The organism is Zhaonella formicivorans, assembly GCF_004353525.1.
Lineage (GTDB): Bacteria > Bacillota > DUOV01 > DUOV01 > Zhaonellaceae > Zhaonella > Zhaonella formicivorans.
The window spans coordinates 2,741,882-2,756,415 of record NZ_CP085524.1 but is presented as its reverse complement, the minus strand read 5'-3'; the positions used below and the strand labels follow the sequence as shown (position 1 = coordinate 2,756,415).

Below are 14,534 nucleotides of genomic sequence, written 5' to 3'. Positions count from 1 at the left end.
AAGTAGTGCGTTATGTTGAATTGTATTTTTTATACAAGTTCGTTAGTTGAATATATCTAAATGCCTTCTATATCTTTTGGGTATATTAATCTCCACTTCGTACCCGATCAGCTTTAAAGCCTTCGTTATTGTCTCAATCCCATTGTTATAAAACCTTTTAATCCTGGTTTCTCTGTCCGTTATCCCTAAATAATCAGTGGGGCAGACAAAAGTCCAGTCAGCCCCATCATTATTTACAACAATTCGATAATATTTATCAATTTCTCTTTCACTATACCCTACTTTTTTGAGAAGAATTAAATGCTCAAAGCTATCATCAATGCAGGAGATAATTATTTCGCTTTCGTCATGTTTAACTAGCATTAAAAGTGGTTCATCCAGCTGCATGCATTCTGTTACTCTTTCTTGATCAGGGTAGTAAATTATTTGCACTTTTTCACTTCCTTAAATGTTTTCCTGCCGCTATACTCTGCTCACCTAATTTTTCCATTACATTTCATAACATAAAATGTCAAATATTATCTGCTTTAACGCTTTTAATTTCAGCTAAGAGTGCTTGATAATTCGTCCACTCCACCCGCTCGTTGCTAATATTTTACTTTAAATTTGAAAATTTTGCACTAAGTTCCTCTTTAGGCAAATTCCCTGCCCCGGTATTAACTTCCAAGATATAGTCCATGCTTATACCTCCTCGTACAATAGCTCCAGCATCTTGCGCAGTTCCGTAAGGCTTAAACCAAGGGTTTTGCTCTCGTTTACAACCTCGGCAAACTTATCTTCCAAGATTTTTATCCTCTTCTCCCGCAAAAAGTCTTTGTTCTTCCGTTCGTCCTTGCAAGTCTGGGAATAATGAAAGAAAATAGAACAGAATAAAACAGGAGTTATCCGTTATGCTAAGAACGGTAACCCCAGCACCGATGAACTGTTGAGCGCTTTGGAATGAATTATACCCAGTGGCGACGGAATAATATGAAAGGCATGTCTTTAACAAAGACATGCCTTCTCAGTTTCAGAGTCGAGCTCAGGCGCTGCCAGAACTTCTTTCAGCACTTTGCTTAATTCCACGACATCATAAGGCTTGGCAATAACTGCTTTAAAGCCGTATTGTTGGAAATTAGCCATTACCGGGTCGTTGGAATAACCGCTGGAGTACATTTGTTAGTATTTATGCAATATGGGACTAAATTAAGTCCTACTTTATTTTAACGCAATAATTACCATAAAAGTATACATGATTCATACCAGGAGCGGCAGGATTTTACCTTATACTCCCGAAAATAATATGTTATAATTATTTTTGACTACCTATAGCAAGGTTGCGCTGGGCTTAAGCTCTTCAATTGCTTCAAAGAGACAAATGCATGAGACGTATGAGGGAGTCAAGGTTTAAATATTAGTGAGCAAACTGAGCCGGCCTCAAGCTAACACACCGTAATTTTACTGCGCATCCGGGTTACATATTTGGGGATCTTCACTCCTCAGGCAGGCAGGCAGGCGGGCGCGCGGTTGCACTATAAAGTCTTGCTGGGAAAATCCGCAGGGATTACCGTCATTGCTAAACACATAGTTTGTGATAGTATAAACAAATACTTGCGGAAGCAAATTAGGTTTGCATCAGTAAAAAGGAAACTGCTATAGGTTATTAACTTAATTAAGGGAGGAGATATGTATCATGATGGAACACATTTTCGCCAAGAGTATGGCCAACCTTGGCACTGAAACTGCCTTTGAGGTTTTGGCCAAAGCGAAAAAATTAGAGGCTGAAGGGAGGGACATTGTCCACCTGGAAATCGGGGAACCGGATTTTGATACTCCGCGCAATATTATTGATGCCGGGGTCAAGGCTTTAAACAGCGGATATACCCATTACACGCCGGCTCCCGGTATCCCTGAAGTCCGTGAAACTATCGCCAACTATGTGCGCGCGCATAAAAACGTGCCTGCCGATCCTGAAGATGTGGTGATTGTTCCCGGCGGTAAGCCGATCATGTTTTTCTCCATCCTGGCTACCGTTGACCCGGGCGATGAAGTCATCTACCCTAACCCAGGTTTTCCTATTTACGAGTCTGTAATCAAGTTTGTCGGCGCCAAGCCTGTACCCATCCCCTTGAGGGAGGAAAATCAATTCAGGCTGGATGTCAACGAGTTAAAGAACCTGATTACTCCGAAAACCAAAATGCTTATCATCAACTCCCCGCAAAACCCTACAGGTGGCTTCTTAACCAAGGAAGACGTGGAAGCCATTGCTGACCTGGTGCGGGGCAAAGAAATCTTAGTTTTAGCTGACGAGATCTACGACCGCATCGTCTATACTGACGATAGGCCGGTTTCCATCGCTTCTCTGCCTGGTATGAAAGACTGGACAATTATTCTTGACGGTTTCTCCAAGACTTACGCCATGACCGGTTGGAGGCTTGGTTTTGGTGTCATGCATAAAGAAATCGCCGCCAGAATTGCTCAGCTGATGGTTAACTCCAATTCCTGTACTGCCGCTTTCACCCAGATGGCAGGTAAAGAAGCTTTGACCGGTCCCCAGGACGAAGTGGAGAAAATGGTGGCTGAATTCAAGAAGCGCCGAGATATTATCGTTGACGGGTTAAATGCTATTCCGGGCGTCAGCTGCTTACGGCCTAACGGTGCATTCTATGTCTTCCCCAATATCAGCTCTTTCGGTAAGCCCAGCAAAGAAATCGCCGACTATCTGTTAAATGAAGCCGGTGTAGCCTGTTTGGGCGGAACTGCTTTCGGCTCCTACGGGGAAGGGTATCTCCGTCTGTCCTATGCTAACTCCGTGGAAAATATCGAAAAGGCTCTGGAGCGGATCAAAGACGCGCTTGCCAAGCTGAGATAGACACGTTACATTTAAGACCTCCCGGCTGTGGGAGGTCTTTCTATACTGCTTATAAAAAACATTTTTCAAAAACACCTTATAATCGTCCTGCACTTCCTTTATAGTGTATTTCTTGGGTAAAAATGGCAGCTGGCACTATCAAAAAATTATGCCGAGCTTTTAAAAAAATACTCTATGTCCCTTATTCCTTCTTTTTCGGCTTCCACTCGCATGCACCATGCGAGGAGTATCCGCCTCAGCCGCCGCCCCGGCTAAGTAAGAAAATAATGCCGATAATAAAAAGAAAAGAAAGTAGGGAAGAAACCCAATTTTCCATGAATGCACCTCCTAAGCTCTAATACTCTACCTCATAAGGCCAATCCAGCATTCCACCTTGCATGTTTTTTACACTTTTAAATCCTTGTTCAACTAGAATATTACTGGCTATATTATATTTTTATTGTACTATTTATCTTTTATTCGGTAAATATAAATCAGTGAAAAAGAAAAGCCAGGTCATAAACCTGGCCGATGTGACAGCGTTATAATTACTTTTTCAAAACTTCCGGATTTAAGCAGTTGGGAGGCACTTCTCCCCTGAGCCCGGCTAAAAGATTTTCAACTGCCATCATACCCATTTTTGTGCGGGTTTCGTATGTAGCGCTGGCTATATGGGGGCAGACCACTACGTTGTCCAGTTCAGCTAGCCCCGGTGCCATTTCCGGCTCCCACTCGTACACGTCCAGGCCCGCTCCCCAGATTTCTCCCTCTTTAAGAGCTTTAACCAAAGCTAATTCATCAACTACCGGACCACGGGAGGTATTGATCAGAATGGCTGACTTCTTCATCATTTTCAGCTCTTTTTCACCAATAAGGTGTTTCGTTTCGGGCATAAGAGGCACATGCAGGGAAACAAAATCAGCTTCCTTAAGGAGAGTTTCCATGTCTACAAACTTGCCTCCGGTTTGAGCCTCAAATTCAGGGTTGGGAGCCACATCGGTATACAGGATAGTCATATCAAAACCTTTGGCCTTTCTGGCAAAAGAGGTACCAATCCTGCCGCCGCCAACAACCCCCAAGGTTTTACCTGTAACTTCCTGCCCAAGGAAATGCAGCGGTCCCCATCCTTTGAATTTACCCGCTCTGTTGTATTTATCGGATTCCACTACTCTTCTGGCAACTGCAAATAACAGCGCCCAGGCCATGTCGGCAGTTGTCTCGGTAAGTACTCCCGGAGTGTTGGTAATGAGGATCCCCCGTTCGGTAGCAGCCTGAACATCTATATTATTAAAGCCAACCGCATAGTTGGCAAAGATTACGGCACCCTTGGCAGCATCCAAAACCTCCGCATCAATGGTATCAGTCAAAAGGCAGAGCACTCCGTCCCGGCCTTTTACTTTTTCCAAGAGTTCCTCTCTGGTCAGCACCCGGTCTTCCGGGTTTACTTCCATATCGCAGTGCTGGGCCAGCAAATCAAGAGCCGGCTTCGGAATCTCCCTGGTAACATAAACATTCCATCTTTTACTCATGCTTTTCCTCCCTCTTTGCGGTTTAAATTAACTCATCCGGGCCGCCTGCGGCCCTTTTTCAATGCGTCAACAGCTGTTATAAGATTTTAAAGCATTAAAGTATTTAAAGATAATTTTACAACATAACTCCTGGGGATGCAAGACTTTCCAGCACGGCCCACCGAGCCACCCTGCCGCTGACTTCACAAGCTAGCGCCTAAAAAGAGAAACCAGCCTAGCTATATTGACAACTTGACCCAACAGGTAGTCTTTGCCTTTTTGCATGGCCATATCCAAGGTAATGGGCCCTGGCACGATGCTGAAAACAGCATCCAGGCCGGCCTCATATACCTCCTGGTATCCATCGCCTAAACTGCCGGAAATGGCTATAACGGGAACCTGATATTTTTTTGCCAGCCGGGCAATGCCCACAGGCGCTTTGCCCCTGGCAGTCTGAAAATCAGTCCTCCCTTCTCCGGTAATGACCAAGTCGGCCCCGGAGATCTTTTCAGCCAAACCTGTGTTCTCAATGACGATCTCAATTCCGGGTCTCAATTCTGCGCCCAAAAGTCCTACCAGCCCGGCACCCAAACCTCCTGCCGCGCCAGCACCAGGCATATTAAAGATATCGGCACCTGCCTGCTCTTTGATTACCCGGGCAAAACAGGCAAGACCCCGGTCCAGGACTTCTACCATCTCCGGAGTGGCACCTTTCTGTGGCCCAAACACTGCAGAAGCACCATGAGGACCACATAGGGGATTATCAACATCACAGGCAACTAAGATTTTAGCTGTTTTTACCTTTGGGTTAAGGCCTGCCATCTCGATTTTAGCCAGCTTGCCAAGATTCTCCCCGCCAAAGCCCAATTCCTCGCCCCTAGAATCATAAAAACCTATTCCCAGCGCCTGTGCCATCCCCATGCCGCCGTCATTGGTGGCACTGCCTCCGATACCTACAATTATCGTGCTGCACCCTGCTTCCAGCGCGGCCTTAATTAGCTCCCCCGTCCCGTAAGTGGTGGTAACAAGCGGGTTGCGCTTTTCGGGCGGTACCAGCGGCAAACCGGAAGCTGCAGCCATTTCCACAACCGCGGTCTCTCCGCCGGGGAGTATGCCAAAAAAAGCCTTAACTTTATCCCCCAAGGGGCCCGTTACTTCCAGCTCCCGTCGTTCGCCCCCCAGAGCTGCCAGGAATGCATCTACCGTGCCTTCACCGCCGTCGGCTATAGGCACTTTGCTAATTTCAGCATCAGGAAAAACTGTTTTTAGCCCCTTTTCAATTATGTCAGCAACTTCCACGGCAGACATGCTGCCTTTATAAGAATCCGGCGCAACAACAACCCGCATCCAAACTACTCCCTTCTCTTTCTCTTCCAGACTGTTTTTCTTAGTAACCAGATAGTACCATTATACCTAGAGTCCCATACCTTTTTCAACTTACCATAAAGATGCAAGCCGACAAACAACAAAAGCTGTCGAAACTAAAGTCCCGACAGCCCAGCTTGTAGACAAAGTTGTTGCCACACCATCAACGTGTGAAAAATTGTAATCCATTGTGTGTAGCTGCGACATATGACAAGCCATAGAGCGCTCTGCGCAGAGTATTAATTGGGGACATTCCCCGAACAAATATAAATCTTGCATAGGGGTGTGTCCCCTGACCTCTGTCCGGACGAGCAGCAGTCTATAACAAATCTGCCGCCAGCTGGGCCAGCTGAGACCTCTCCCCTTTCAGCAGCGTGACATGCCCGGCCAAACTGTTCTCCTTGAACTTTTCCACGACACAAGTCAAGCCGTTGTTAGCTGCATCCAGGTAGGGATGGTCGATTTGCTCCGGATCTCCCACCAGCACGATCTTGCTGTGCTCGCCAACCCTGGAGATAATAGTCTTGATTTCATGCCTGGTTAAGTTCTGGGCCTCATCAATTATGATAAACTGATTGGGAATACTGCGGCCCCGGATGTAAGTCAATGCTTCCACTTGGATATTCTTAATTCCCAACAAAATATCATCAATATCACCATTCTTTTTGGCACCAAACAAAAATTCCAGGTTATCGTAAATGGGCTGCATCCAGGGGCGCATTTTCTCCTCCTTGTCCCCGGGCAAAAAGCCAAGGTCGCGGCCCATAGGAATAATAGGCCGAGCCACCAGCAGCTTTTTGTATTTCCCTTCATCCTGGGTCTTTAAAAGCCCTGCTGCTAAGGCCAATAGAGTTTTTCCCGTACCGGCCTTGCCGGTTAAAGTAACCAGAGGGATTTGGTCGTTCAATAACAGGTCCATGGCCATTTTCTGCTGGACGTTTCTGGGCATGATTCCCCATACCGGCTCACTGAAGTGCTTCAGCGGCTGGACCTGCCGCTGTTCACTGTTGTAAAACCCCAGGGCTGATCTGGAGGAACCGTAAATGTCTTTCATGATCAGATATTGATTGGGGCAGAGCTGTGGCATTAATGTTTCCAGCAAATCAACAGGGAGTCCGTGTTCAGTGTAAAATAAGTTGATTAGTGCCGGTTCAACCATAACCTCTTCATAGCCTGCAAAAAGTTCCGCATACACGATCTTATCCGACAGGTAGTCCTGGGCGGTTAAACCCAGAGCATCGGCCTTGATGCGCATAATAGCATCCTTGCTGACCAGGACTACCGGCCTCCCCCTTTGACCCTGCTCTTCTTCCAGCAGGTTAAACGCCACCGCAATTATCCTGTTGTCGTTGCTTGCTTCGTAAAAATACCGGCGCAAAGTCTCGGCTGAGCGGTGGTTCAATTCCACACGCACAGTGCCGCCGTTATCCAGCTTTACTCCTGTATGCAGCGGGCCTCTTTCCCTCAGCCCGTCAAGAATCCGTGCCGCTAAGCGGGCATTTCTGCCTATTTCATCCTGGTAGCGTTTTTTGGAATCTATCTCTTCCACAACTACAGCAGGAATTACCACCTCGTTTTCTTCAAAAGCAAATACTGCCTTTGGATCATGCAAAAGCACATTCGTATCCAGCACGAAAACTTTGCTCAACTTAGCCCCTCCTTAGAGATGCAAAGATAAAAACCAACCTCTCGACTCCTTTTCCATGGTACTTAGTACATAATATTCAATTGCCCACACGTTAACCCCTGATTGGACCCTGCAACGGGAAATTTATTTATATGAAATTCACCTATAACATCGTAGCATAGCTTTGTTAACAAAAGGTTAATAAGCAATTAAACCGGCATTATACTGCCGGTTGCATGATAATGCCGGTTTTTCTATTGAATCTTAAAAAGTTTTTTGGCATTTTGTGAAGTCTTTTCCGCCAGCTCTTCCAGAGTAGTTCTCCTCAGCTCAGCTATTCTCTTGGCTACTTCCCGCACATAGGCAGGTTCGTTCTGCCTTCCCCGGTAGGGTTCGGGAGTTAAATAGGGGCAGTCAGTTTCAATCAGCAAGCTGTCCAAGGGAATAAGTTTTGCTAAATCCTGCACCCTGTGCGCATTTTTAAAGGTAACAGGCCCAGCCAAAGAAATATAAAACCCCAATTTCATGCACTGGCGGGCCATCTCCCAGCTGCCCGAAAAACAATGTAAAATACCGCCGTTTTCCCCAGCCTTTTCTTCCTTGATTATCTGCAGCACATCTCCATGAGCATCTCGGTCATGGATGATAATCGGCAGCTTTAATTCTTTGGCCAGGGAAATCTGTTCCCTGAAGACCTCCTGCTGTATCTCCCGGGGCGATAAATCCCTGTAGTAATCCAGGCCAATTTCTCCAATGGCAACTACCTTCGTTGCCTGAGCCAATTTTTTTATCTCTGTATAAGTTTCCTGGATAACTTTAGCAGCGTCGTGTGGGTGGATGCCCACCGCCGCATAACATCCGGGGTAATTTTCAGCAATCTTTACAGCTATCCTGCTGGAAAGCAAATCGTAGCCTACATTTACTATGAAGCGGACCCCTGCTTCCTCTGCCCTAGCTACTGCCGCTGGGAGATCTGCAGCAAAATCCGGATCGTTTAAATGGGCATGAGTATCAAAGAGCATCTACTTCACCTTGGCCCCGCTCGGAATATCCCTGTCCAAGGTCAAGACTCCTAGCTTGCCATCCTGGGAAGCAGCCAAAATCATCCCCTGGGAAGTTATGCCCCGGAGCTTGGCGGGTCTTAAGTTGGCCACCAGAATGATCTTTTTGCCAACCAACTCTTCAGGGGCATAATGTAACGCAATGCCGGCCACCACCGTCCGCTCTTCCTCTCCCAATCGGACCCTCAGCTCGAGCAGCTTGTCGGCTTTTTCCACTTTTTTTGCTGCTATAACTTCGGCTACCCGCAAATCCACTTTGGCAAAATCTTCGATCTCTATTAGATTTACTGCTTCTTTATCCTCGGCTTGCGCCTGATTCTTGTTCTCTGCTGTCACTTTTTTCTCCTCCGCCGGTGCAGCTATATTTTCTTTTTCTTCCTCAATCCGCGGAAAAATAGGCTCACCCCGGTTGATTTTCACCCCAACCGGCGTCTTGCCCCAGCTTAAAATGCTGTCCCAGTTCTGGACATCCAGGTGCTCCGTTAAGCCCAGCTGGGCCCAGACTTTAGCCGGAGTGTTGGGCATAAAAGGAGAAAGCAAAACGGTGCTAATGCGGATTGCCTCCACCAGGTTGTACATGACCGTACCCAGCCGCCCCGTTTGAGAGGGGTCTTTAGCTAAAGCCCAGGGAGCCGTTTCTTCGATGTACTTGTTAGCTTTACTGACAAGCTTCCAAATAGCCCCCAGGGCAGCGCTGAACTCAAATCTGCCTAAAGCCTGATCTACTTCTTCCGGCAGTCCTTTGGCGATGTTTTTTAACTCCTGATCCAGCGGTTCTTCCTCTCCGGGAGCAGGAATCTGCCCCTGGCAGAACTTGTTCAGCATGGAAGTGGTACGGCTGAGCAGGTTGCCATAGTCATTTGCCAGATCGGTATTGGTGCGTAAAATCAATGCATCCTCGGAATAGTAACCGTCAGCGCCGTAGGGCATTTCTCTCAGCAGGAAATAGCGGATAGCGTCGGTGCCGTATTTGTCAATCAGTACCAAGGGGTCTACTACGTTGCCTTTGGATTTGGACATCTTACCCCCGTCCACCAAAAGCCAGCCGTGGCCAAAAACAGTGACAGGCGGTTCAATCCCTGCAGCTATCAAAATGATTGGCCAAATAATGGTGTGAAAACGCATAATGTCCTTGCCCACCAGGTGCACTGCACTGGGCCAGTATTTTTCAAATTTAGGGTCACCGCTGCCGTAACCCAAAGCGGAAATATAGTTCGTCAAAGCATCAAACCAGACATAAATCACATGTTTTTCATCAATAGGCACGGGAATGCCCCAGTCAAAAGTAGTCCGGGAAATACAGAGGTCCTCCAGCCCCTGCTTGATAAAACTCACCATCTCATTTCTTCTGGTGACCGGTTGAATAAACTCAGGGTGGTCCTCAATGTATTGTAAAAGCCGGTCCGCATATTTGCTCATGCGAAAGAAATAACTCTCTTCTTTTACTAGCTCAACTGGCCTGCCGCAGTCGGGGCAATTTCCTTCCACCAGCTGCCGGTCGGTCCAAAAGGTCTCACAAGGAGTGCAGTACCATCCCTCATACTCCGATTTATAGATATCGCCCTGGTCATAAATCTTTTTGAAGAGGGCCTGCACCACTTTTTTATGCCGTTCCTCAGAGGTGCGGATAAAATCATCATTGGAAATATCCAGCTTCTTCCAAAGATGCTGAAAGGTAGCCACAATTTTATCCACATAAGCCAGTGGGGTGACGCCTGCCTCCTTGGCTTTACGTTCAATTTTCTGACCGTGTTCATCGGAACCCGTCAGGAAAAATACGTCGTAGCCACGCATCCTTTTATACCGGGCCAGTGTATCCGCCATGGTTGTGGTCAGAGCATGTCCAATATGTAATTTATCACTGGGATAATAAATAGGGGTGGTAACATAAAAAGTCCTGTTATCCATCTTAAACCTCCGTACAGCTGTCAGCTATCAGCCATCAGCCGACAGCTAAATTACTATAAATTATTCACTAAACTTATGTCCATATTTTAACTCTTTATTACACATTAATCCAGTAACCCATATAATTTAAGCCGATAATTTTTAAGCTGATAGCTGAAGGCTAAAGGCTAAGGTATGCTCCGGCTGCTGTCAAGTTTTTCCTGGAAGCACAAATTTTATGTATGTTTTTGTTTATTAGGTTGTTGACTTTTACTGGAATCGCTGGTATGATTTAGATAGCTTGTCGAAACTTGTTGAAGAAAGGGGAGGGGAGCAAGGTGATTAAATCTACAGGTATCGTGCGTAAAGTTGACGAACTTGGCAGGGTTGTTATTCCTATCGAGTTACGCCGCACTCTGGGAATAGATGAAAAAGACGCTTTGGAAATCTACGTAGACCACGAAAAGATTATTTTGAAAAAATATGAACCTGCTTGCGTCTTTTGCGGCAATGCGGAAGATGTACATAATTTCAAAGGCAAAAATGTCTGCCGTCAATGCGCTGAAGCCATGGCTTCAGAAGCTGTTTAGTTTAAAATGAAAAGACACCCTGGTAGTAGGGTGTCTTTTGTTAATTGGCCAAACTATGCCGTTCCTCGTAATCCTTGTGGTCAATTGTGGCAAAATCTATGCGTTCCGGACAAGAATAGACTATCATTTTGCTTTGTCTTACATACCCCACCAGTGTTATTCCGCAGTTTTGGGCATATTCTACAGAAAGAGACGTGGGGGAAGAGAGGGATACCAATACCGGTATCCCAACCCTGGCTGCTTTGGTTACCATTTCGTAACTGGTCCTTCCTGTTGTGAACAAGATCTTATCATCCAGACGAATGTTATGCAGCATGGCATGCCCAATGGCTTTATCCATGGCGTTATGCCGGCCAACATCTTCATAACCTGCTACTACTTGGGCCAGCCTATCAAATAGAACCGCTGAATGCAGTCCCCCGCTCAGACGCTTCACTTTTTGCTGATTGCACAGCAAAATACTCATCTTTGCCAAGGTCTGAGCTGTGATTCTGAGCTTGCTGCTACAGAAAGGCAGTTCCACACCCGTCTCGGCTATGTTGTTCCTACCGCAGCCAGAACGCACTAACAGCATTGTAAGATCATCGCTACGGGAAATAGAGGTTTTGGCGGTTATAACCCGTACTACATTCCTTGATTCCAAGGCATCAGAAACCGCTGCCGGGTGAAGAGTTTTGAAGCTGCCGCAATGATGGACCAACAGAATGTCATCAAAGCTTTCAACCAACCCTTCCGACACACAAAAGCCCACAGCTAACTCTTTCTCCGAACCCGGCAGGCGCATCAGAACAGCCACTTTTTTGCCATTCAAATCTATGGCCAAGGGCTCTTCGACGGAAAGGTAAATTTCATCTTTTGAAACAGAGCCGCACTTATCCCAGCGGACAATTTCAGTCCTTTTCAGGTTAAAAGATACTGCTTCGCTAGTTTTTTCTGTCACAGCCCAAGCCTCCTTAAAAATCCGCCTACTGGTTCTCGTATTGCCCCACTTCATACCATTCCGCTAAATAACTGGCATAATCTTTGCTCATATATTTGTCTGAGTACAGGTAGATTACATCAGTAGATGTTTTAAACCAATGGATGTCGCCGAATTCTTCTCTGCTTTTCAACTCGTCCAGATACCGCGTCAGCTCGCTTAAATCCAAATTATAAGGAGGAAGGGCCAGTGTATCACTGCAAGTGGGACGTGGATAAACCCTGGACTCTTCACGCACTGTTTCTGCAATCAGAAAACAGGGATCTTGCTGTTCTTTTCTTAATAAGGCTCGTGCATAGGAATCACTGATGTACAAAGAAGAATAGAGGTACATTTTTGCACCTGGTTTAAAAGTCAAGAATTGGATATCCTCATATTCCTCAGCTTGAGCCAATTCATAAACGATATTCGCTAAAGCATCATCCTCCAAGTAAAAAGGCTCCTCTTTAAAAGCTTCTAAAGGGGTGAGTGCAATGTTTTCCGCGGAGCGTCTACGAATTTCAGCCACTACCCGCGCAAGTACCTCTTTTTCACTGCCTGTCATGTCCATGAGATAAACCCCCTTTATGCTTTAGCTATGGTAACAAGCCTTTTGCTCCCAATTCAGCGGCAACTTCTTTTAAGCCCAATTTTTCCAAAGTCTCTTTGGTCGGAGCGCCAGTATCCTTATCCCAGCCGAGTTCGGCATAGAATAAGTCTAATGCCTTTTCCATGTCATCCCTGTCCATGACATTGGTACCCGGTTCAAAGGGTTTCTTCCCATTTTCATCGTGGAATGCCCATTCCGGGAAATAGTCATGTTCTTTTCTCATTTCCTTGGTGCCCATGCCGCGAATGGTCAGAGCCCGGTGGAGGTTAAAAATCCTTTCCCCTATTAGATCCAATTCCGCTTCGGTTTTCTTATCACCGGTAACTGCAGAATATAATTGAGCCTCTATGGATGTATCACCCTTATACCCTCTTTCTTTCAGCGGCGAGGCTATCCACGGGAACATCCAGTTGCAAAGCGGCAAACTATCATGGAGTTCTTTTCTAATCAGCGCCCATTTGGCGAATTTGGCCTTATACGGGTTCATGGGAGTATAATTGCCATTAGCGTCGATGGCATCAGGAGAACCAAAAATTTCAGCCCCGAGCTTTTTGTTAATTTCCAGCGGCAGCCCGCTTGAGAGGAAGTTGGAGTGAGAATGGCACTGGGAATCGCGGTTGTATTGCGTATTGATTAACATTCCCACTTGTCCACCGTTTTCACTGGCATGGTGCTTTGGGAAACCGTTGGAGAAGTAAACAAGGTAATGGTCCTTAGAAATCTCCTCTGGGTCCAACTTCCATCTTTCGATCAGCCTGTCAATTCCTTCGCCCATTGCGATACCAAATTCACCTTTTTTAAAAGCCACCCGGCGGCAGAAATCAATAATAAATTCAGGATCATTTTTTAAATATTTATCCCAAGGAATGCTATTGTATTCTGTTTCACTTAAAACCGACTTAAAAACGCCTTTTTCATATAAGTAATGAAGTGTTCTTCCTATCAAACCATAATTACACCACAAGCCCAAATCGTCGGTCATGTGTTTGCCGACTACCGCAGCTTCCAAGTCTTCAATGGTATTCCTCTTGGTTTTTAAAATGCCTCTGCCCCACCAGCCGATGCAGGTATTGGTAGCATAACCCGAAACCCCATAGCGCTCTGCAGAGGGAACATTTAGAACAATGTGGCAGCGAATGGGGCAAGAATGGCAGCCATCCATTCGAACCGTATATTTTTCCCCAATGTCGCCGAAGTCAAAAATGCCTTTATGAGTCCTGTAAGCGATGCTATGTTTATCGTGGGGATCGCATGTTCCTGTTTCCACCGGGGGATCTGCGGCACCCCAGTATACCCCTTTGCTGGCAGTCCAGCGGCTGCCTTTGTCAGAATACTCTGCCCAGGGTTGCGGCGTTTTGGGAACTACCCACTGGTTATTGGCCCCTGCCAGTGAAAGAATATAATCATTTAATTTTTTCCATTCGTTTTTGTCAGCAGCAATTTTTACAGATTTTGAGCCTTTAACCCCGATAGCCTTGAGATTCTTTGAGCCCATCACGCTGCCCAGTCCTCCCGCAGAGTGGGAATTTCCTGTCATAATGTTGGACATGCGCACCAGGTTTTCTCCCGCTTGCCCGATTGCCGCTACCTGGGCAGAAGAACCGAGTTCGGCGCAGATTTCAGCAGTAGTCCTGTAAATGCCGTTACCCCACAAATGGCTTGCATCTTTAATTTCTACTTTTTCATCCTCAATACTAATCCAAACCGGCCTGGCCGCTTTACCTTGCACAATTATGGCATCCCAACCGGCAAATTTTAATTCCGCTGCAAAATGCCCGCCCATATGGCCAGTGCCGACCAGCTCTTTTTTATGTAAGGGCCACAATGATGTAATGGCAGTGCGGCCATTTGCAGGTGCTCCTGTTCCGGCTAACGGTCCACAGCTGAAAATAATTCTGTTTTCCGGGTCCCAAGCTTTAGTTCCCGCCGGTACTTCATCCCACATTACTTTATATCCTATACCCGTTCCCCCACCTAAAAAATCCTTGTATTTTTCAATGGTATTTTCCGCGGTAATTTTACCGGTACCTAAATCTACACGTAAAACCTTGCCGGCCCATCCTCCGTAAGTAGCCATTACTTATCTCCTCCTTCAACA

At 46.2% G+C, this 14,534-nt stretch carries 12 protein-coding genes; 2 read left to right on the top strand and 10 right to left on the bottom strand.

What is annotated here, in order from left to right; translation table 11 throughout:
- Window positions 1-42 precede the first annotated feature (42 nt).
- Both EYS13_RS13495 and EYS13_RS13490 read right to left on the bottom strand, forming a co-directional pair.
- Complete coding sequence (locus EYS13_RS13495; RefSeq protein ID WP_227763773.1) at window positions 43-432, bottom strand: hypothetical protein; 390 nt, start codon at window positions 430-432, stop codon at window positions 43-45.
- A 552-nt stretch (window positions 433-984) separates the two neighbouring features.
- Window positions 985-1,155, bottom strand: a complete 171-nt coding sequence (locus EYS13_RS13490) for a hypothetical protein (RefSeq protein WP_227763772.1) — start codon at window positions 1,153-1,155, stop codon at window positions 985-987.
- A gap of 520 nt (window positions 1,156-1,675) precedes the next feature.
- Between EYS13_RS13490 and EYS13_RS13485 the strand changes: the two genes are divergently transcribed.
- The gene (locus tag EYS13_RS13485; RefSeq protein WP_423055356.1) at window positions 1,676-2,851 is read left to right on the top strand and encodes a pyridoxal phosphate-dependent aminotransferase; all 1,176 of its coding nucleotides are present in this window, start codon (window positions 1,676-1,678) and stop codon (window positions 2,849-2,851) included.
- A gap of 527 nt (window positions 2,852-3,378) precedes the next feature.
- Here EYS13_RS13485 and EYS13_RS13480 read toward each other — a convergent pair.
- From EYS13_RS13480 to metG, 5 genes are all read right to left on the bottom strand, one after another.
- Window positions 3,379-4,359: a 2-hydroxyacid dehydrogenase gene (locus tag EYS13_RS13480; protein ID WP_227763766.1), complete on the bottom strand. Its 981-nt coding sequence runs from the start codon at window positions 4,357-4,359 to the stop codon at window positions 3,379-3,381.
- Window positions 4,360-4,548: 189 nt separating this feature from the next.
- Complete coding sequence (locus tag EYS13_RS13475) at window positions 4,549-5,685, bottom strand: glycerate kinase (protein ID WP_227763764.1); 1,137 nt, start codon at window positions 5,683-5,685, stop codon at window positions 4,549-4,551.
- Between the two features lie 337 nt (window positions 5,686-6,022).
- The gene (locus tag EYS13_RS13470; protein ID WP_227763762.1) at window positions 6,023-7,351 is read right to left on the bottom strand and encodes a PhoH family protein; all 1,329 of its coding nucleotides are present in this window, start codon (window positions 7,349-7,351) and stop codon (window positions 6,023-6,025) included.
- Between the two features lie 233 nt (window positions 7,352-7,584).
- Window positions 7,585-8,352 carry a TatD family hydrolase gene (locus EYS13_RS13465; protein WP_227763760.1) on the bottom strand — a complete coding sequence of 256 codons (768 nt, stop codon included), beginning with the start codon at window positions 8,350-8,352 and terminating at the stop codon, window positions 7,585-7,587.
- A complete protein-coding gene (metG, locus tag EYS13_RS13460) occupies window positions 8,353-10,299 on the bottom strand; it encodes a methionine--tRNA ligase (protein ID WP_227763758.1) in 1,947 nt (648 codons plus the stop codon).
- Window positions 10,300-10,619: 320 nt separating this feature from the next.
- On the opposite strand from metG, the gene EYS13_RS13455 reads away from it, so the two are divergent.
- Window positions 10,620-10,868, top strand: a complete 249-nt coding sequence (locus EYS13_RS13455; RefSeq protein WP_227767949.1) for an AbrB/MazE/SpoVT family DNA-binding domain-containing protein — start codon at window positions 10,620-10,622, stop codon at window positions 10,866-10,868.
- Window positions 10,869-10,908: 40 nt separating this feature from the next.
- On the opposite strand, the gene fdhD is transcribed toward EYS13_RS13455, so the two are convergent.
- The 3 genes from fdhD to EYS13_RS13440 are packed head-to-tail and all read right to left on the bottom strand — an operon-like array spanning window position 10,909 to window position 14,513.
- The gene (gene fdhD, locus EYS13_RS13450; protein WP_227763756.1) at window positions 10,909-11,808 is read right to left on the bottom strand and encodes a formate dehydrogenase accessory sulfurtransferase FdhD; all 900 of its coding nucleotides are present in this window, start codon (window positions 11,806-11,808) and stop codon (window positions 10,909-10,911) included.
- Window positions 11,809-11,833: 25 nt separating this feature from the next.
- The gene (locus EYS13_RS13445) at window positions 11,834-12,397 is read right to left on the bottom strand and encodes a hypothetical protein (RefSeq protein WP_227763754.1); all 564 of its coding nucleotides are present in this window, start codon (window positions 12,395-12,397) and stop codon (window positions 11,834-11,836) included.
- A 25-nt stretch (window positions 12,398-12,422) separates the two neighbouring features.
- The gene (locus EYS13_RS13440; protein WP_227763744.1) at window positions 12,423-14,513 is read right to left on the bottom strand and encodes an aldehyde ferredoxin oxidoreductase; all 2,091 of its coding nucleotides are present in this window, start codon (window positions 14,511-14,513) and stop codon (window positions 12,423-12,425) included.
- Between the last annotated feature and the right edge of the window lie 21 nt (window positions 14,514-14,534).

Excerpts from the sequence above, each read along its gene's own strand:
- EYS13_RS13490 (WP_227763772.1), bottom strand. The coding sequence starts at position 1,155 with ATGTACTCCAGCGGTTATTCCAACGACCCGGTAATGGCTAATTTCCAA.
- EYS13_RS13485 (WP_423055356.1), top strand. The coding sequence starts at position 1,676 with ATGGAACACATTTTCGCCAAGAGTATGGCCAACCTTGGCACTGAAACT.
- EYS13_RS13480 (WP_227763766.1), bottom strand. The coding sequence starts at position 4,359 with ATGAGTAAAAGATGGAATGTTTATGTTACCAGGGAGATTCCGAAGCCG.
- EYS13_RS13475 (WP_227763764.1), bottom strand. The coding sequence starts at position 5,685 with ATGCGGGTTGTTGTTGCGCCGGATTCTTATAAAGGCAGCATGTCTGCC.
- EYS13_RS13465 (WP_227763760.1), bottom strand. The coding sequence starts at position 8,352 with ATGCTCTTTGATACTCATGCCCATTTAAACGATCCGGATTTTGCTGCA.
- metG (WP_227763758.1), bottom strand. The coding sequence starts at position 10,299 with ATGGATAACAGGACTTTTTATGTTACCACCCCTATTTATTATCCCAGT.
- EYS13_RS13445 (WP_227763754.1), bottom strand. The coding sequence starts at position 12,397 with ATGGACATGACAGGCAGTGAAAAAGAGGTACTTGCGCGGGTAGTGGCT.
- EYS13_RS13440 (WP_227763744.1), bottom strand. The coding sequence starts at position 14,513 with ATGGCTACTTACGGAGGATGGGCCGGCAAGGTTTTACGTGTAGATTTA.